Annotated in this window: 19 protein-coding genes; 11 read left to right on the top strand and 8 right to left on the bottom strand. The window is 69.7% G+C overall.

The annotated features are described in order from the left end of the window. Positions 1 to 51 precede the first annotated feature (51 nt). From mutS to FGL25_RS16315, 4 genes are all read right to left on the bottom strand, one after another. A complete protein-coding gene (gene mutS, locus FGL25_RS16330; RefSeq protein ID WP_138142482.1) occupies positions 52 to 2,745 on the bottom strand; it encodes a DNA mismatch repair protein MutS in 2,694 nt (897 codons plus the stop codon). A gap of 95 nt (positions 2,746 to 2,840) precedes the next feature. After that, positions 2,841 to 3,740 (bottom strand): aldo/keto reductase, encoded by a 900-nt coding sequence (locus tag FGL25_RS16325; RefSeq protein ID WP_052747996.1) that lies wholly within the window; start codon positions 3,738 to 3,740, stop codon positions 2,841 to 2,843. Positions 3,741 to 3,809: 69 nt separating this feature from the next. Continuing rightward, a complete protein-coding gene (maiA, locus tag FGL25_RS16320; RefSeq protein ID WP_088410702.1) occupies positions 3,810 to 4,442 on the bottom strand; it encodes a maleylacetoacetate isomerase in 633 nt (210 codons plus the stop codon). Further along, positions 4,439 to 5,092: a fumarylacetoacetate hydrolase family protein gene (locus FGL25_RS16315; RefSeq protein ID WP_088410703.1), complete on the bottom strand. Its 654-nt coding sequence runs from the start codon at positions 5,090 to 5,092 to the stop codon at positions 4,439 to 4,441. Before FGL25_RS16315 ends, maiA begins: the two co-directional genes overlap by 4 nt. A gap of 158 nt (positions 5,093 to 5,250) precedes the next feature. On the opposite strand from FGL25_RS16315, the gene FGL25_RS16310 reads away from it, so the two are divergent. The 3 genes from FGL25_RS16310 (at position 5,251) to FGL25_RS16300 (ending at position 6,274) form a co-directional block, all read left to right on the top strand. Continuing rightward, positions 5,251 to 5,595, top strand: coding sequence for a glycine zipper domain-containing protein (locus FGL25_RS16310; protein ID WP_003166480.1), 345 nt, complete (start codon positions 5,251 to 5,253; stop codon positions 5,593 to 5,595). Then, complete coding sequence (locus FGL25_RS16305; RefSeq protein WP_003166482.1) at positions 5,595 to 5,993, top strand: hypothetical protein; 399 nt, start codon at positions 5,595 to 5,597, stop codon at positions 5,991 to 5,993. Before FGL25_RS16310 ends, FGL25_RS16305 begins: the two co-directional genes overlap by 1 nt. Positions 5,994 to 6,094: 101 nt before the next feature. Further along, positions 6,095 to 6,274: a DUF1328 domain-containing protein gene (locus tag FGL25_RS16300; RefSeq protein WP_003166483.1), complete on the top strand. Its 180-nt coding sequence runs from the start codon at positions 6,095 to 6,097 to the stop codon at positions 6,272 to 6,274. A gap of 75 nt (positions 6,275 to 6,349) precedes the next feature. On the opposite strand, the gene FGL25_RS16295 is transcribed toward FGL25_RS16300, so the two are convergent. Together FGL25_RS16295 and FGL25_RS16290 are read right to left on the bottom strand one after the other, a co-directional pair. Continuing rightward, positions 6,350 to 7,138 carry a metallophosphoesterase family protein gene (locus tag FGL25_RS16295; RefSeq protein ID WP_138142280.1) on the bottom strand — a complete coding sequence of 263 codons (789 nt, stop codon included), beginning with the start codon at positions 7,136 to 7,138 and terminating at the stop codon, positions 6,350 to 6,352. After that, positions 7,138 to 8,103 (bottom strand): diacylglycerol/lipid kinase family protein, encoded by a 966-nt coding sequence (locus tag FGL25_RS16290; protein WP_052747997.1) that lies wholly within the window; start codon positions 8,101 to 8,103, stop codon positions 7,138 to 7,140. Before FGL25_RS16290 ends, FGL25_RS16295 begins: the two co-directional genes overlap by 1 nt. 155 nt (positions 8,104 to 8,258) lie before the next feature. On the opposite strand from FGL25_RS16290, the gene FGL25_RS16285 reads away from it, so the two are divergent. The 4 genes from FGL25_RS16285 to FGL25_RS16270 all read left to right on the top strand — a co-directional run bounded on the left by FGL25_RS16285 (position 8,259) and on the right by FGL25_RS16270 (position 12,209). Further along, positions 8,259 to 8,612, top strand: a complete 354-nt coding sequence (locus FGL25_RS16285) for a YMGG-like glycine zipper-containing protein (RefSeq protein WP_046652618.1) — start codon at positions 8,259 to 8,261, stop codon at positions 8,610 to 8,612. 126 nt (positions 8,613 to 8,738) lie between these two features. Beyond that, on the top strand, positions 8,739 to 9,194 hold the full coding sequence (locus FGL25_RS16280; protein WP_252970230.1) for an OmpA family protein: 456 nt from the start codon (positions 8,739 to 8,741) through the stop codon (positions 9,192 to 9,194). 103 nt (positions 9,195 to 9,297) lie between these two features. Further along, positions 9,298 to 11,511 carry a protein-disulfide reductase DsbD family protein gene (locus tag FGL25_RS16275; protein ID WP_138142279.1) on the top strand — a complete coding sequence of 738 codons (2,214 nt, stop codon included), beginning with the start codon at positions 9,298 to 9,300 and terminating at the stop codon, positions 11,509 to 11,511. Between the two features lie 23 nt (positions 11,512 to 11,534). Continuing rightward, a complete protein-coding gene (locus FGL25_RS16270; protein ID WP_138142278.1) occupies positions 11,535 to 12,209 on the top strand; it encodes a thioredoxin family protein in 675 nt (224 codons plus the stop codon). Between the two features lie 71 nt (positions 12,210 to 12,280). Here the strand turns inward: FGL25_RS16270 and FGL25_RS16265 are convergent, their stop codons facing one another. Beyond that, positions 12,281 to 12,757, bottom strand: coding sequence for a hypothetical protein (locus FGL25_RS16265; protein ID WP_138142277.1), 477 nt, complete (start codon positions 12,755 to 12,757; stop codon positions 12,281 to 12,283). Between the two features lie 150 nt (positions 12,758 to 12,907). Here FGL25_RS16265 and pgi point away from each other — a divergent pair, with 150 nt between their 5' ends. From pgi to FGL25_RS16250, 3 genes are all read left to right on the top strand, one after another. Continuing rightward, positions 12,908 to 14,512, top strand: a complete 1,605-nt coding sequence (pgi, locus tag FGL25_RS16260; protein WP_138142276.1) for a glucose-6-phosphate isomerase — start codon at positions 12,908 to 12,910, stop codon at positions 14,510 to 14,512. Continuing rightward, entirely contained in the window at positions 14,509 to 14,898 is a 390-nt protein-coding gene (locus FGL25_RS16255; RefSeq protein ID WP_167493257.1) for a DUF4260 domain-containing protein, read from the top strand. The genes pgi and FGL25_RS16255 overlap by 4 nt, the downstream gene beginning before the upstream one ends. A 114-nt stretch (positions 14,899 to 15,012) precedes the next feature. Further along, positions 15,013 to 15,480: an ion channel gene (locus tag FGL25_RS16250; protein WP_040346401.1), complete on the top strand. Its 468-nt coding sequence runs from the start codon at positions 15,013 to 15,015 to the stop codon at positions 15,478 to 15,480. A gap of 59 nt (positions 15,481 to 15,539) precedes the next feature. Here the strand turns inward: FGL25_RS16250 and FGL25_RS16245 are convergent, their stop codons facing one another. Then, positions 15,540 to 16,019 carry a hypothetical protein gene (locus FGL25_RS16245; RefSeq protein ID WP_046652624.1) on the bottom strand — a complete coding sequence of 160 codons (480 nt, stop codon included), beginning with the start codon at positions 16,017 to 16,019 and terminating at the stop codon, positions 15,540 to 15,542. A 238-nt stretch (positions 16,020 to 16,257) separates the two neighbouring features. Here FGL25_RS16245 and groES point away from each other — a divergent pair, with 238 nt between their 5' ends. Then, positions 16,258 to 16,545: a co-chaperone GroES gene (gene groES, locus FGL25_RS16240; protein ID WP_003166488.1), complete on the top strand. Its 288-nt coding sequence runs from the start codon at positions 16,258 to 16,260 to the stop codon at positions 16,543 to 16,545. Positions 16,546 to 16,558 lie beyond the last annotated feature (13 nt).

The raw sequence follows: 16,558 nt of genomic DNA, 5'->3' as shown, positions 1-16,558 counted from the left end.
CACGCCCTTCTATTCCCGCTCATCCCGGCGGACGCCGGGATGAGCGGGGATTTATGTCTTCGCCAAGCCCTTCAACCGATAGAGCGCCTCCAGCGCCTCGCGCGGGGTCAGGTCGTCGGGGTCGATGGCGGCGACCGCTTCGTCCAGCATGGACTTCATCGGCGGCGGGGGCGGCTCGGCGGCGGCGAACAGGGGCAGGTCGTCCAGACGGGCGGTCGCCGCCTTCTCATTCTCCAGCCGCTCCAGCACCTCGCGAGCGCGGCCGACGACGGCGGTCGGCACCCCCGCCAGACGCGCCACCTGCACGCCATAGGAGCGATCCGCAGCGCCCGGCGCCGCCTCGTGCAGGAAGACCAGTTCGCCGTTCCACTCCCTTGCCTTCATCGACAGGTTGCAGACGTGGTCCAGCCGTTCCTCCAGTTGGGCCAGCTCATGATAGTGGGTGGCGAACAGGGTGCGGGCGCGGTTGGTCTCGTGCAGGGCCTCGGCCGTGGCCCAGGCGATGGCCAGGCCGTCATAGGTGGCGGTGCCGCGCCCGATCTCGTCCAGCACGACGAAGCTGCGGCCGGTCGCCTGGGTCAGAATGGCGGCGGTTTCGACCATCTCCATCATGAAGGTGGAGCGGCCGCGCGCCAGATCGTCGCCCGCGCCGACGCGGCTGAACAGACGGTCGACCACGCCCAGCTTCATCGACCGCGCCGGAACGAAGGCCCCGGCCTGCGCCAACACCACCAGAAGCGCGTTCTGGCGCAGGAAGGTCGACTTACCCGCCATGTTCGGGCCGGTGACGATGGACAGGCGCGAGGCCCCGACGCCGTCGCCCGCCAGTTGGCAGTTGTTGGGGGTGTAGGGCAGGCCCTGCGCCTTCACCGCCGCCTCAACCACCGGATGGCGGCCCGCCTCGACGGCGAAGCACAGGCTGTCGTCCACGCTGGGGCGCACGGCCCCGACCTCTTCGGCCCATTCGGACAGGGCGGCGTGGGCGTCCAGTTCGGCCAGCGCCTCGGCCACGCCCTGCAGCGGTCCGGCCAGGCGCGCGACTTCGCGGCGCCAGCCCTCGAACGTCTCGGCCTCGATGGCGAGAGCGCGGTGCCCGGCCTGGCTGATCTTGGCGTCCAGCTCCGACAGCTCGACGGTGGTGAAGCGCACCTGATTGGCCAGGGTCTGGCGGTGGATGAAGGGGCTGTCCGGTCCCGCACGCAACAGAAGTTCGGCCGCCTTGGCGCTGGTCTCGAGGAAATAGCCAAGGACGGCGTTGTGGCGCACCTTGAAGGCAACGCCCGAGTCGGCGACGGCCTTAGCCTCCAGTTCGGCGATGACCTTGCGGCTGTCGTCGCGCAGGGTGCGGGCGGCGTCCAGTTCGGGCCGGTGGCCGGGGTTCACATAGCCGCCGTCGCGCGCCAGGTGCGGCGGCTCGTCCATCAGGCCGTCGGTCAGTTCGGCCAGCAGGTGCGACAGGTCGCCTTCAAGCGCCAGCCGGTCGAGGCAGGCCGTCACCCGCGCAGGCGGCCCGGCCAACGGATCATTGGCCGTGGCGGCGAACAGTGCGCTGAGGCCCTGAGCCGTCTTCAACCCCGAGCGGATCGCCGCCAAGTCGCGCGGCCCGCCGCGCCCCAGCGCCAGCCGCGAGGTCGCCCGCGCCACATCGGCCGAGGCGCGCAAAGCGTCGCGCAGGTCGCGTCGCAAGTCGCGCCGCTCCAGCAGCCACTCGACGGCATCCAGTCCCGCGTTGATCGCCGCCGGATCACGCAAGGGGCGCGAGATGCGTTCGGCCAGCGCCCGCGCCCCGCCCGAGGTCACGGTGCGGTCGATGGCGTGCAGCAAGGAGCCGTCGCGCTCGCCCCGTTGTGTGCGGTCGATCTCGAGGCTCAGACGCGTCGCCGGGTCGATGGCCAGAAAGCCGCTCTCGCCCGAACGGCGCGGCGGTGTCAGGGCGGGGATCTTGCCCGCCTGCGTCGTCTCCAGATAGGCGGCGATCAGGCCGAGCGCCGAAATCTCGGCCTCTTCAAAGGCGCCGAAACCGTCCAGCGCCGAGACGCCGTAAAGCCGCTGCACCCGATCCTTGGCCCCGACCGGCTCGGCCAGGGCCTGGGGCATGGCCTGAACCACGCCGCCCGAGCCGTCCAGCGCCCCCTTCATCGTCTCGTCCGAGAACAGGCGGTCGGGGACCAGCACCTCGGACGGTCGGAACGCGGCCAGCGCGGCACCCAGATCCGACAGGTCGCAGGCGACCGAATCCACCACTCCCGCCGACAGTTCGACCACCGCCACGGCCGCCCTTCCTTTACGGATCGCCACGGCCGCCAGCCGGTTGGCGCCGCGCGCGTCCAGCAGCGTGTCCTCGGTCAGGGTGCCGGGCGTCACCACCCGCACGATGTCGCGGTGAACCACGGCCTTGGAGCCGCGCTTCTTGGCCTCAGCCGGGTCTTCCAGTTGTTCGCAGACGGCGACCTTGAAGCCCTGACGGATCAGTCGCGCCAGATAGCCGTCCATAGCGTGGACCGGCACCCCGGCCATGGGGATGTCCTCGCCCTGATGCTTGCCGCGTTTGGTCAGGGCGATGCCGAGCGCGGCGGCCGCCTTCTGCGCGTCCTCGAAGAACAGCTCGTAGAAGTCGCCCATGCGGAAGAACAGCATGGCTTCGGGCTGACCGGCCTTGACCGACAGATACTGGGCCATGACCGGCGTAGTGCCGGCGTCGGGCTTGAGGTCGGTTTTGGGCGGGTGGGAAAGGGGCGCGTTCATCTGGCTCGCAGGGTGGCGGATCGGGGCGGCGGCCTCAAGCACGGGCGGCGTCCCTCATGCACAGGCGAAAGGCGACCTGTGGACAGCCCTGTGGATCAGGCTGCGCTGACCAGGCGCAGGCGCGGCCGCGACGCCAGGGCGGCGGGCGTCTCGTCCAGCGCCAGCGCGTCCCAGTCGATGTCCGGGCGCGGGGCATGGGAGGCGGCGATGATGGCGCGCAGCTCGGCCGAGGAGGCCACGCTAGCGATGACCGAGGCCACCCCCGGCAGGGTCAGGGCGTAGGCCAGGGCCGCCTGCATCGGATCGACGCGCGCCTCGGCCAGACGGCGGCGCGTGCGCGACAGGGCCATGCCGTGGGCGGCCAGTTCGGGCGGCAGGCTGTCGCGGTTGGCGAACAGCAGGCCCTGGGCGAAGACCGAGGCCAGATGCACCTCGATCCCCTGGCTCGCCATGTCGGCGATGACCCCGGTGCGCGCCGCGCGCTGGTCCAGGATGTTGCAGGTCAGTTGCACCACGTCCGGCTGGAAGCGGCGGGCCAGCAGGCCGGGGCCGTCCTCGACCGTGGCGATGAAGCCGACCTTGCGGAAGACGCCGCGCGCCTTCAGCGCCTGCAGCCGGTCCCACAGGGCGCGGCCCTCGGCGCCCGCCAGATCGGCGGCGTTCTGCACCAGGACGGCGTCGCCGCGCGGCAGGCCCATGCGCTCCAGCGAGCGGCGGGCGCGAGCCTCGACCCGGTCCAGGCCGTCGGCCAGCGGCACGGTGCGCACGGTGACGCGGAAAGGCGAAGGGAAGGGCCAGGCCTGACCCAGCATCCGTTCGACGTCGCCTTCAGGCCGGGTGGCGACCAGGCCGATTCCGGCGTCGCCCGCGGTCTGAAGCAGGTGACGCGTCGCCTCCTCCCGCTGGCCGGGCGGCAGCGGGCGGGACCGATCAGGCTCAACCACCAGGGCGATGGCGAGCTTGTCGGCCGGAGAGGGCGGAACGGCGAATCTCACACCGCCACTTTCGCCGTCAAAGCTTAAGGGAGATTGACCGAAATCAAGGTCGTTGGTGAATGAAGAGGCTTAATCCGCGTCCCGCTGGTTTTCCGGCAGGGCGGCGATGAAGGCCGGGTGCGCCTCGGCCCTCGCCTCGATCTCCAGCAGGCGCGGGAAGGCCGCCAGATCGACGTTGAACCGCCGCGCCGAATAGAGCTGGGGCATCAGGTAGCAGTCGGCCAGCGTCGGCGTCCCGCCGAAACACCACCCCTCGCCATAGCGGACGATCAAGGCCTCCAGCGCCGTAAAGCCGTCGATGATCCATTGATCGGCCCAGGCGTCGACCCCGGTCTGATCGGCGCCCAGACCGCGCACCGCCTTCAGCACCCGCAGATTGTTGAGCGGATGGATGTCGCAGCCGATCACCGCCGCCATGGCCCGCACCTGGGCGCGGCCCGCCGCGTCGCGCGGCAGCAGGGGCGGCTCAGGATGGGTCTCCTCCAGCCATTCCAGAATGGCCGGGCTCTGGGTCAGCACCAGGCCGTCGTCGGTCTCCAACGCAGGGACCAGCCCCTGCGGATTGAGCCTGAGATAGGCTTCGGACTTCTGCGCGCCCGTGCGCAGGTCCAGCGCCGCCTGCCGATACTCGACCCCTTTGAGATTGAGGGCGATGCGGGTGCGATAGCTGGTGCCCGAGCGCCAGTAGCCGTGCAGGATCATGATTGCACCGTGAAGTTGAGCGGGGGCAGACCCGCGATGACGGCCTCGACCCGATCGCCGGGGCTCAGGGGACCAACGCCTTCGGGCGTGCCGGTGAAGATCAGGTCGCCGGGCTGCAGCGCCCACAGCTCGGCCGCCTTGGACAGGACGCCGTCCACGTCCCAGATCATGTCGGACAGGCGGCTGGACTGACGGACGGCGCCGTTGACCTTCAGCTCAATGAGCGCGTCGGGCGCGGGCGGCGTCCGGCTCAACGCGCCGCAGGGCGCCGACTGGTCGAAGGCCTTGCCCGCCTCCCACGGCCGCCCCTTGGCCTTGGCCTCGGCCTGAAGATCGCGCCGCGTCAGATCGACGCCGACGGCCCAGCCGACCGGCCGGGCGTCTTCGCCCAGGGCCACGACCAGTTCGACCTCATAATGCAGGTTCTGCGTCGCCGACGGATAGGTCGGATCGGCCCCGTCCACGACCAAAGCGTCGCCCGGCTTGGCGAAGAAGAAGGGCGCAGGCTTGTCCGGGTCGGCCCCCATTTCGCGAGCGTGGGCGGCGTAGTTCTGGCCCACGCACAGGATGCGCCGCACGGGCAGGCGGCGCGCCTCGCCTTCGATCGGCAGGGACGGCGTCGGGGCGGGCGGGAACAGCCATTGGGTCATGACGCCTGTTCTAGAAGCGCCGCGCGCGTCGCGCCAGATGGGCGCCTCTGCGACCTTCGCCCATGCTGCATTGCAGGAACCTTGATCGTCGGTGTGGCGTTCCGGGCAGGGCTTCTCTATTTAATCGTCAAGCTTACACAAGGAGCGGAGCGCGCATCATGGCCACGTCCAAGGCTCGTGAAGACATCAAGAACGACCTCAAGACCCTGAAGGAGGACCTCAAGGCCGGCGCCCGCGAGGAAACCCAGCGTCTGAAGGAAAAGGCCTCCGAGGCCGAGGCGCGCCTGCGCGAGCAGGGCGAGGAGCTGCGCGAGAAGGCGCGCGGCTACTACGACGACGCCAAGGTGCGCGGCCGCGAATATTACGACGAGGCCGCCGAGAAGTTCGACGAGGCCCAGCGCTACGTCGTCGAGCGCGTGCAGGAGCGTCCGATCCAGTCGACCGCCATCGCGCTCGGCGTCGGCGTCGTCCTGGGCCTGCTGCTGGCCGGGCGTCGGCGCTGATGATCGGGCGGGGGCTCATCAACCGCGCGGTGGCGACCTTCGTCGCCGCCGGCGCGGCCTTCGTGGCCATGGTCGCCCTGGGGGCCACGGTCTATTACCTGCTGCTGCTGGTCGTGCCGCCGCTCATCGGCGCCGCCCTGACCGCCCTGCTGTTCGCCCTGATCGCGGCCGTCGTCGCCCTGGTGTTCGTGCGGCGGGCGCATGGTGATGACGAGGACGAGGAATACGACGAGCCCGAAGGCCTGGGCATGCGGGCCCTGCGGCTGTTCCAGCAGCGCCCGATCCTGGGCGCCGCGGCGGCTCTGGCCGGCGGCTTCATCTTCCTGCGCAACCCCGCGCTGGCCACCATGGTGGCGGCCGCCTTTACCGAGAAAAGCAGAGTCCGAAACCGACGTTAAAGGAACGGCCAAGTCTCCGAGGCGTTGTTTCAAGCAAGCGACGCTATCGACGGGAGAGGTCGAAAGCCCGCTCCCGTCAACATCTTTCGGAGGGTTCGCCTATGCTTCGTTGGGCTATTATTTTCTTCATCATCGCCTTGGTCGCAGCTGTGCTCGGCTTCGGCGGCATCTCGGGCATGTCGTTTGAGATCGCCAAATTCATCGCCATCATCGCCGTTATCCTGTTCGTCGTCTCCCTGCTGGTGGGCGGCCTGAGGGGACGCGGCGGGCCGCGCATCTAGCCGAACGGCCAGACATTGAAATCAGGGCCGCGACCATGCCGTCGCGGCCCTTTTTCATGGTTGAAGCTAAAGCCGTCAGGCGCGACGGCGCGGAAGCCGCCAGGTCTGGTGATCGGCGAAGCGACGCCCGTCCCAGGCCACGGCCGAGACCGTCACCGTCTCGGCGTCCCATTCGATCCGGTTGAAGCTGGGCGGCGCCCCCCGCTCGCGATGCGACAGCGTCCCGCATCCGACCGCATAGGAGCATTGATCCCCCACCCCGATCGGCAGGGCGAAGGGCACATGGACATGGCCGGTGACGATCAGGTCGACGCCCGCCTCGGCGAAGATGCGGGCCGCCCGCTCGCCGCGCTTGACCTCGCCGGTCATGGGCGCGCCGATCATCTCGACCAGAGGATGGTGGCAGGCCAGAACGCGCAAGGCTCCGATCGGCGCCTGGCGCAGGGCCTCGGCCGCCCGACGCGTCTGGTCCAGATCGATGACCCCCTTGGACCAGTTGGGCCGGGCCTGCCAGCCGCGCGCCGTCGTCACGCCGCGCACCATCAACCGATCCGAGCGGAACTCATGGTCATGCGCCGGATGGCCGGTCGCGCGTTCGAACGCCCGCCACGGCCAGAACAGCCGCGCCATCACGTCCCAATAGGGCACGTCGTGATTGCCCACGGTGACGAAGACCGGTTCGGGCAGGGCGCGGATCCATTCACCCGCCGCCGCGAACTCGCGCGGATAGCCTCTCTGGGTGATGTCGCCGGTGATCAGGATCAGATCGGCGCCGGCCGCGCGGGCGTAGTCGGACGCCGCCGCCACCGCGTGTTCGTGCTCGCACCCGAAATGAACGTCTGAAAACTGGAGGACCAGACCCACTAGACGCTGTCCCCGCCCGTCGGAGGCTTCGGCGCAAGAGCCGTAAAGGCCCGCGGGACGAATTTCACCGCCGTCGCGCGGCCCAGCAACATGGGTTCGCCGTCGATCACCGCCGGAATGCGGGAACGGGCCTCAACTTCGATCTTGCGCGCGCCGCGGGTCGTGACGGTCGGATCCTGACGCCAGTCGTCGAACAAGGCGTGGGCGGCCAGACGGAAGGCCTGGGCCGCGTCAGCGGTGTTCATGGCCGCCGCCTCCAGCCCGTCGCACTTGTCCATCGCCTTGGAGATCAGCGGGCTGATCAGCACCAGGGCCTCGGCCTTCTCGCGCACGCCGCCGTCCAGCGCGTAGCGCACCCGACCCGAGAAGGCCTTCTTCAGCGCCCGGCGGCCATAGGTCCAGGCCATCTTCAGCTTGCCCTCGCGGATGGCTTCGCGCGCCGGGGCCCACAGGGCGGGCGAGCCCAGGATGGCGGCGCAGTAGAAGGCCTCGCCTTCGACCTCCCCTCCGGAGACGTACTGCGGCGCGCCCTCTTCCAGCGCCAGCCGGAGGGCCGCCTTCCAGTCGCCCGTGCCGTACAGGGCCTTGGGCAGCATATTCATGGTGCCGCCGGGCAAGGGGGCGATCAGAGGACCGTCCGACCCGGCGCGGGCGGCGACCGACCGCGCCGTTCCGTCGCCCGCCAGGATGAACAGGGCGTCCGGCCGCGCCGCCAGCGCCTCGCCGATCTGGTCTGGGATGCGCGCGCCTTCCAGCACCACCACCTCGGCCTGCAGGGGATAGACCGCCAACAGGGCGGCGGCCTCATCGGCCGCCTGCGGTCCGACGCCGCCGGACAGGGGATTGACCAGGATGATGATCCGCTCCAGCCGGACCTCGCCTGTCAGGGGACGCGGCTCCTCGACCGTGTCGTGCCCCGAAGGGGCGGCGGCCAGGGCGCTCAGAAAATTCGGGGCGTCGATCATGGGCGGCGAACGCCTGCGCGCGCGGCCAGTTCCGCACATGCGACAGCGGGTGAAAAATTAAAGTGAAGCTTGCGTCGCTTTGCCTCGGAACCGCCCTCTTCGGACTGCGTTATCGAAGCTTCAAGGGTGCCCCCTAAGGGATGAAGGACAGAACCATGAACAAGGCGATTCTCGCCATCGCCGGCGCCGGTCTTCTGGTGACCGCCTGCGCCAGCGACCCGTACTACGGCGGCGGCTACGGCTCGAACGAAACCGTGCGTCAGGGCGCTGTCGGCGCTGGTCTGGGCGCCGTGGCCGGCGCCATCATCGGCAACAACGTCGGCGGCGGCAACGCAGCCACGGGCGCGGCCATCGGCGCGCTGGCTGGCGGCGCGGCCGGGGCCATCCGCGGCTCGAACCAGGACCGCAACAACCAGCAGCGTTACCGCGACAACCAGGGCCGCTACTACTACTGCTACGACAACCGCCAGACCGAGTGCTACTGGGAGAACGGCCAACGCCGTTATTGATCCAGGCTTCTAGCCTCTGGCGCCCGAAGCGTTTTCGGGACAATCTGAAAGGGCGATCCGCATGGCGCGGGTCGCCCTTTTTGCTGGAGGGCGCGCACGCCGCACGGCGCGCGCGAGGGGCCTGACATGAAGCTTGTTTCCGCAGTCGTTCTGCTGACCGCCGGCCTGGCCGCAGCCGGGTGCGCCGCCACCAGCGGATATAAGGAGCGCAGCGATCTGGTCAGCAACCCGTCCGCCTGCGCCGACAAGCGGTTCGAGGTCTATTTCGTCCCCGACCGCGCCACCCTGACCGACGCCGCCCGCCAGGCCATCGGCATGACCGCGACCCAGCTTCAGGGCTGCCAGATCAAGCACGTCAAGGTGACGGGCCTGGCCGACGCCCGCAGCGGCACGGCCACCGCCAACCAGACCATTTCCGAACAGCGCGCCCGCGCCGTGGCCGAGGCCCTGGCCGGCGCCGGCCTGCCCGCCCCGGCCTTCGACATCGAGGCTTCCGGCGCCCAGGGCGCCGTGGTCGGCGGCGTCAACAATCCCCTGCGGCGCCGCACCGAGGTGCTGATCGAGGTCGTCGCCCCGCGCTGACGCCCCAGACGGCCGACTGCGGCCCGCCGTCGCGGGCCGTGGATAGGCGAGGCTTGAGGGTCTAAGGTCGCGCCTTTCCCTGGTCCTGTTCCCGGCGTCGTCCTTGCGCATCCTCCTTCTTCTGCTGACCTGGTTCGCCTTCGCCCTTCCGGCGGCGGCGTCCCCATCCGCGCCCGCGTCCGAAGCCGCCCTGCGCGACGCCCTGGCCGCCGGCGCCGCCCCCGCCCCCAAGGCCGCCGTCGCGCCCGGCCCCCAACGCACCGAACGCATCGAGGCCGAACTGGTCGCCATGGGCGCCTGGGCCACGCCCGGCTCGACCGCCGTCCTCGCCATCCGCCAGAAGATCAAGCCCGGCTGGCACACCTATTGGCGCAACCAGGGCGATTCCGGCGGGCCGACGACCCTGACCTGGGCCTTGCCGAGCGGCCTGACGCCCGGCGACATCCTGTGGCCCCTGCCCGAGCGCCAGCGCCTGCAGAGCCTGATGAACTACGGCTATTCAGACACGGTCTTCTTGCCCGTGCCGATCGAGATTCCAGCGAACACGCCGCCGGGACGCAGCCTGCCGCTGCGCGTCACCGCCCATTTCTACGTCTGCAGCGACGAGATGTGCGTGCCCGAAGACCTCGACCTCGCGCTGGATCTGCCGGTGCGCGAGGGCGCAGCGCCGCTGGACGCCCGCTTCGGCCAGGCGGTTCAGGACGTGGTCGCCGGCGCCCCCCGCCCCGCCGGCATCGAAGCCCGCGCCGCCCTGGTCGACGGAAAGCTGACCCTGACGGCCGGCGGCGGCCCGCTGGCGGGCGCGGCGCCGAAGTGGGCCTATTTCTATCCGTTCGAGGGCGGGGTGATCGACCACGCCGCCGCCCAGTCGGGCGAACGCGGACCGCAGGGGCTGACCCTGACCGTCGCCGCCGGGCGCGGCCTGGCGACCAACGGTCTGAACGGACCGATCGGCGGCGTCCTGTCCACCGATCTGGGCGCCTGGGAGATCACGGCCGAACCGGGCGCGGCCCTGACGGGCGTCGCGGGCCAGGGCGATATCGGCGACGGCGAGGGCGCGCAGGCGGACGCTTCGGCCACCGACCTGTCCGACTTCGCCAAGGCGGGGCTGTTCGCCCTGCTGGGCGGCCTGATCCTGAATCTGATGCCCTGCGTCTTCCCTATCCTGGCGATGAAGGCGGCCTCGCTCAGCCGCGCCGCCCATGAACCGGCCGAGGCGCGCCGCGACGGTCTGGCCTTCCTGGCCGGAGTGCTGGCGACCTTCCTGCTTCTGGCGGGCGCGCTGCTGGCCCTGCGCGCGGGCGGTCAGGTTCTGGGCTGGGGCTTCCAGTTGCAATCGCCGGGCGTGGTGGCGGCTCTGGCCCTGCTGATGCTGGCGGTGGCGCTGAACCTGTCGGGCGTCTTCCATGTAGGCGCAGGGCTTCAAGGCGCCGGACACGGCCCGCTGTCGCGCCTGCCCGGCGCGGCGGGCGCCTTCTTCACCGGGGTGCTGGCGGTGATCGTCGCGGCGCCCTGCACCGCCCCCTTCATGGCCTTTGCGCTCGGCGCCGCCCTGTTCATGCCCTGGCCGATGGCCCTGGCGGTCTTCCTGATGCTGGGGCTGGGCCTGGCCCTGCCCTATGTGCTGATCAGCCTCAATCCGCGTCTGCTGGCCCGTCTGCCGAAACCCGGCCCGTGGATGGAGAGCTTACGCAATCTGCTGGCCTTCCCCATGTACGGCGCCGCCCTGTGGCTGGCCTGGGTCTATGGCCGCCAGACCGCCGACGCCCTGGCCCTGTTGTTCGGGGCCGGGCTGCTGCTGGCTTTGGCGCTGTGGCTCTATGGCCGAAGCCAGGCCGCCGCATCCGGCAAGGGCCGGGCCGCGGGCGCCGCCGCCCTGCTGGCCCTGATCGCGGCGCTGGCCCTCGGCGTCCTGGCGGGGCGCGCCGCGCCCGCCGCCCCGGACAGCGCAGGCGCTTCGACCCATTTGCCGTCCCAGCCCTGGTCCGAACAGGCGGTGAAGGCCGCCATGGCCGAAGGGCGCCCGGTCCTGGTCAACTTCACCGCCGACTGGTGCGTGACCTGCAAGGTCAATGAGAGCACGGCCCTGTCCTCGGCCCGTACGGCTGAGACGCTGGAACAGGCGAACGTCGCCTATCTGGTCGGCGACTGGACGCGGCGCGACGACGCCATCACCGCCGAACTGCAACGCCACGGCCGCTCGGGCGTGCCCCTCTACCTTGTCTATGCGCCGGGCCGGCCCGAGCCGCGCATCCTGCCTCAACTCTTGACCGAAGGCGTCGTCATCGACGCCCTGAAGGACGCCGCCGCCCGCTGACCTATCACCCCGAGGAGACCGCCATGTTCCGCCAGCTGACCGCCGCCTCCGCCTCTCTGTTGCTGCTCGCCGCCTGCCAGCAGCCGCCCGCCGCATCGCCTGAACGGTCCGAAACCGCCGTCGTCGCGCCCGAAGCGACCGAGGCGCCCGCGCCCGGCGAAACGGCCCCGGCCTTCACCCTGGTCGACGCCGAGGGCCAGCAGCGCTCCCTGGCCGATTTCCGCGGCAAGACGGTGGTGCTGGAGTGGACCAACGAAGGCTGTCCCTTCGTGAAGAAGCACTACACCGGCGCCATGCAGGCCCTGCAGCGCGAGGCGACCGCCGACGGCGTGGTCTGGCTGACCATCATCTCCTCGGCGCCGGGAACCCAGGGCTTCGTCGAGGGCGAGGAGGCGCAGGCTTGGAAGGCCAAGCACCAGGCCGCTTTCACCCACCTGCTGCTCGACCCGACCGGCGAGGTCGGCAAACGCTACGCCGCCAAGACCACGCCCGACATGCGCATCATCGATCCCGAGGGACGGCTGATCTACGTCGGCGGCATCGACGACCGGCCGACCAATAAGGTCGAGGATCTGGACGGAGCCAACAACTTCGTCCGCGCCGCTCTGGCCGACGCCAAGGCCGGTCGCGCGGTCCAGACCGCCTACGCTGCGCCTTACGGCTGCGCCATCAAATACCCTGAGACGATCGAGGGCTGAGCGTCCCTTCCAAGCAGAGCCTCAAGTCGCGCGAAGCGCGATGGGCCAAGCAACCAAACCTCAAGCCGAGGCTAGGCCTCAGGTTGAGGCGGCGAGGTGATGACCTCGACGTTGTCGTTCAGCAGATAGGACAGCTCGTCGAGGGCCAGCTTGCGCGCGGCTGCGTCAGACGCGCCTTCCAGAGCCGCGACCTTGACCGGAATGTCTTCCGAGATGCCGCGCAGGATGCACTTCAGATCATTGTCCGTGCCGCGCTCCTTGAGGATCAGATGACCCTGCATGTCGCGCTGGGCCAGGTCCGTCGCCTGGGTCTTGAACGCGCCATAGGCCGCGCCGGTGAAGAAGCCGGCCTTGTCCGCCTCGCCCGAGGCCAGCCAGCCGTCGACGATGGTCTTCAGGGCGCCCGAACGGGCCGCCAGATCGGCGAACAGAGGCTCGTGGGCCACCGAGACCGGTGCGGCCGGGGCCACCGGCGGCAGGGCGGCGGCTTCAGCGACCGCGGGATCGGCCAGCATCAGGGCGACAGCGAGAGCTATTCCGCAGGACATGGCGTGCCTTTCACAAGAGACCGAGACGGCGGACTTCCGCCAGGAAATCCTTGTTGACCCAGTCTTGGATTGAACTCTTCACGGCCTGAGCCGTAAACCAGAGCTTGCAAGCGCCGGGCCAAAAGCCGGGACCGCCATGGGGAGACGACAATGCCGCACGCCGCCTGGGCCGAACTCGAGGCCGCCGCCCGACGGGACGCGGATGCGCGAATCCCGGATCAATTCACCGCCGACCCCGACCGGCTGGCGCGGCTGACGCTGGACGTGGCCGGCTTGCACATCGATCTGTCCAAACAGAGCTGGACCCACGCGGGCCTGAAAGCCGCGCTGGACCTGGCCCGCGCCTGCGACGTCGAAGGCCGCCGCGCCGCCCTGTTCAACGGCGAGGCGGTCAATCTGACCGAAGGCCGCGCCGTGCTGCACCCGGCCCTGCGCGCGCCGGACGGCGCCGACTTCCACGTGCTGGAAGAACCTGTCTCGGCAGAAGTCGAGGCCGTGCGCGCCGAGATGAAAGCCTACGCCGAAGCGTTGCGGTCCGGGAATGAAACAGGCGCGAGCGGACGCCCCTTCAAGACGGTGCTCCATATCGGCATCGGCGGGTCCGATCTGGGACCGCGCCTGATCTGGGACGCCCTGCGGCCTCTGGACCCGGCCATCGACCTGCGCTTCGTCGCCAACATCGACCCGCGCGACATGGCCGAGGCCCTGATCGGGCTGGATCCTGAAACCACCCTGGTGATCGTCGTCTCCAAGAGCTTCACCACTCAGGAGACCCTGCTGAACGCTCAGGCCGCCAAGGCCTGGCTGGCCGCCGCCCTGCCCGCCGAGGGGATGGCGAAACACTTCATCGGCGTCACCGCCGCTCCGGAAAAGGCGGCGGCGTTCGGCTGCGGCCGCACCTTTGCATTCCGGGACTGGGTTGGGGGGCGCTATTCCCTGTGGTCGGCGGTCAGCCTGTCCTGCGTCATCGGCCTGGGCTGGGACGCGTTCCAGGGCTTCCTCGACGGCGCCGCCGCCCTGGACCGCCACTTCCTCGAGGCCCCGCTGGAGAGGAATGCGCCGGTGCTTCTGGCTCTGGCCGAGATCTACAACGTCGACGGCCTGCACCGCCCGGCGCGCACCATCGCCCCCTACGCCCACGACCTGCGCCGCCTGCCCGCCTTCCTGCAGCAACTCGAGATGGAATCGAACGGCAAGCAGGTGCGACGCGACGGCGCGCCCGTCGGCCGCCAGACCTGCCCCGTCATCTTCGGCGAGCCGGGCGCCAACGGTCAGCACGCCTTCTTCCAGCAACTGCATCAAGGGCCGCAGGTCGTGCCGGTCGAGTTCATCATCGTGAGCCGCACCTGCGAAGAGACGCCCTCGACCTATCTATGGTCCAACGCCCTGGCCCAGGCCCAGGCCCTGATGCAGGGCAAGACCGAAACCCAGGCCCGCGCCGAACTGATCGCTTCCGGCGCCTCGGAGGACGAAGCCGACCGCCTGGCGCCGCACAAGGCCTTTCCCGGCAATCGACCGTCGACCGCCATTCTGATGGAGCGGCTGACGCCCCAGACCCTCGGCGCCCTGATCGCCCTCTATGAGCACAAGACCTTCGTCGAAGGCGTCCTGTGGGACATCAACAGCTTCGACCAATGGGGCGTGGAGCTGGGCAAGGTTCTGGCCAAGGCCCTGCTGAAGGACGCCGCCGCAGGCGCGCCCTCGGCGGACCTCGACCCCTCCACGGCGGACCTGCTGCGGCGGCTGACGGCGTGACCGTCGTCGCCCCGACCTGGCAGCGGCTGGAGGGGTTGGCCCTGCTCGTCCTCGCCGCCCTGGCCTATAGTCGCTTCGGCCAGGGCTGGGCGCTGTTCGTCGTTCTCTTCCTGGCTCCTGACCTCTCCTTCGCCGGCTATCTGGCGGGTCCGCGCGCAGGCGCATGGGCCTATAATCTGGCGCACAGCCTGATCGGACCCTTGGCGCTGGCGAGCGCGGGCCTCCTGGGCGCCGCGCCCCTGGCGACCGCGCTCAGCCTGATCTGGCTGGCGCACATCGGGTTCGACCGCGCGCTCGGCTATGGGCTCAAGTCGCCTGAAGCCTTCGGCCTCACCCACCTGGGTCTGATCGGTCCCGCCAGGCGCGCGGCGCAGGTCGATCAGTAGAGACCGCTAGTGCGCGCGGCCGCTCTCTCCAGATAGGCCGCCGTCGGAAGCCCGGTTCCGTGACACAAGCCGCCGATGCTAAGGTGTGATCGCGCAACACACGGCGAAACGACCATGGACATGATGCTGGAGTTGACGGTCGCCACCGCCATGGTGCTGCTGACCGTGGGAACGCACGCGATCGGACTGCTCTGCCTGGGTCGCGTGCTGGCCGCCCTGGAAGCGCGCGAAAGCCCGGCTCCGGCAGCGGTCCGCCTCAACCCCCTGTCCACGCGCGGCGCCCTCTATACGGTGACTCTGGTGCTGGGTCTTTTCGTCATCCACGGGCTGGAGATCTGGAGCTACGCCGCCCTCTTCTACCTGCTGGAAGCCGTGCCCGATCTACGCGAAGCCGTCTATTTCTCGTCCATCAGCTACGGCTCCATCGGCTACGGCGACGCCTCCATCGATCCGGAATGGAAACTGCTAGGCGCGATCGAAGGCATCAACGGCGCCATTCTTCTGGGCTGGACCGTGGCCTTCTTCGTCACGGTCATGGGACGACTGCTGCCGAGCGCCGAACGCGGCAGCGGCTTCGAATAGGCCCGCGCATGAAAAAAGGCCCGGCCATGCGGCCGAGCCTTTCCTCATCTCATCCCCGCCTACCAGCGACGGTCGTAGCGGTAGTCGCGATCACGATCGCGGTCGCGGCGGTTCTGATAGCTGCGCCATTCGCCGTGGTTCCGCCAATAGCGGCCGTCGCGGTAATAGCGTCCGTCGTTGCGCTCATAACGGCCGTTGTAATAGCCGTCGCGGCTGTTGATGCCGTGCTCGCGCTCCCAGTGGCCCTGGTTTCGATAGCAGCGGCCGCCGCGGTAGTAGCCGCAGTCGTCGTTTTTCGAGGACGAGGCCGCGCCCAGCGCGGCGCCCGCCAAGGCGCCGCCCGCGACATAGCGTCCGTCGCCTTGGCCGATCAGGGCGCCGGCGACGCCGCCGACCACGGCGCCCAGGACGGCGTCACGGCCGGTGTTGTCGCGATCGCGGTCGCGATAATGCTGGGCCGCAGCCGGGGTCGAAGCCAGCATCGTCACAACCAGAGCAGGGGCGATAGCGCCGGCGCCGATCTTGAACAGGGTCTTCATGGCGGGCTCCTTTCGAAAGCCGGTTGATCCGTTGTCCCCCTTCTAGCGGCGCCTGTCTGAACGACCTCGGCGGCGGTCGTTCATTTTCGCTTCATCTGGGCGCCGATTTCAGGCCGCATCGCCCTTGACGCCCCCCCTCCCCCTGCCTAACTCCCCGGTCGTTAGCACTCGGGGAGGGCGACTGCCAAAGTCGTGGGCTCCGAGGGCTGGAACCAACATCCTAACGGGAGTTACTCAGATGGCGTTTCGTCCGCTCGGCGATCGCGTGCTGGTCAAGCGCGTTGAAGAAGAATCCAAGACCAAGGGCGGGATCATCATCCCCGATACGGCCAAGGAAAAGCCCCAGGAAGGCGAAGTCGTCGCCGTGGGTCCCGGCGTCCGTGACGAAGACGGCAAGTTCGTCGCCCTGGAGCTGAAGGCCGGCGACCGCGTCCTGTTCGGCAAGTGGTCGGGCAGCGAAGTGAAGATCGACGGCGAAGACCTGATCATCATGAAGGAATCCGACGTCCTGGGCGTGCTGTCGTAAGACGCGCCTCGGT

It is taken from the genome of Brevundimonas vancanneytii (assembly GCF_901421975.1).
Taxonomy (GTDB): domain Bacteria; phylum Pseudomonadota; class Alphaproteobacteria; order Caulobacterales; family Caulobacteraceae; genus Brevundimonas; species Brevundimonas diminuta.
Note: the sequence above shows the minus strand (reverse complement) of the source record. Positions and strands in the feature narration are given on the sequence as shown.

Coding starts and splice junctions, on each gene's coding strand:
- FGL25_RS16245 (WP_046652624.1), bottom strand. CDS start 16,019: ATGAAGACCCTGTTCAAGATCGGCGCCGGCGCTATCGCCCCTGCTCTG.
- FGL25_RS16315 (WP_088410703.1), bottom strand. CDS start 5,092: ATGACCCAATGGCTGTTCCCGCCCGCCCCGACGCCGTCCCTGCCGATC.
- FGL25_RS16280 (WP_252970230.1), top strand. CDS start 8,739: ATGAAGCTTGTTTCCGCAGTCGTTCTGCTGACCGCCGGCCTGGCCGCA.
- FGL25_RS16290 (WP_052747997.1), bottom strand. CDS start 8,103: ATGATCGACGCCCCGAATTTTCTGAGCGCCCTGGCCGCCGCCCCTTCG.
- mutS (WP_138142482.1), bottom strand. CDS start 2,745: ATGAACGCGCCCCTTTCCCACCCGCCCAAAACCGACCTCAAGCCCGAC.
- FGL25_RS16270 (WP_138142278.1), top strand. CDS start 11,535: ATGTTCCGCCAGCTGACCGCCGCCTCCGCCTCTCTGTTGCTGCTCGCC.
- pgi (WP_138142276.1), top strand. CDS start 12,908: ATGCCGCACGCCGCCTGGGCCGAACTCGAGGCCGCCGCCCGACGGGAC.
- FGL25_RS16300 (WP_003166483.1), top strand. CDS start 6,095: ATGCTTCGTTGGGCTATTATTTTCTTCATCATCGCCTTGGTCGCAGCT.
- FGL25_RS16265 (WP_138142277.1), bottom strand. CDS start 12,757: ATGTCCTGCGGAATAGCTCTCGCTGTCGCCCTGATGCTGGCCGATCCC.
- FGL25_RS16285 (WP_046652618.1), top strand. CDS start 8,259: ATGAACAAGGCGATTCTCGCCATCGCCGGCGCCGGTCTTCTGGTGACC.
- FGL25_RS16310 (WP_003166480.1), top strand. CDS start 5,251: ATGGCCACGTCCAAGGCTCGTGAAGACATCAAGAACGACCTCAAGACC.
- groES (WP_003166488.1), top strand. CDS start 16,258: ATGGCGTTTCGTCCGCTCGGCGATCGCGTGCTGGTCAAGCGCGTTGAA.
- maiA (WP_088410702.1), bottom strand. CDS start 4,442: ATGATCCTGCACGGCTACTGGCGCTCGGGCACCAGCTATCGCACCCGC.
- FGL25_RS16305 (WP_003166482.1), top strand. CDS start 5,595: ATGATCGGGCGGGGGCTCATCAACCGCGCGGTGGCGACCTTCGTCGCC.
- FGL25_RS16250 (WP_040346401.1), top strand. CDS start 15,013: ATGGACATGATGCTGGAGTTGACGGTCGCCACCGCCATGGTGCTGCTG.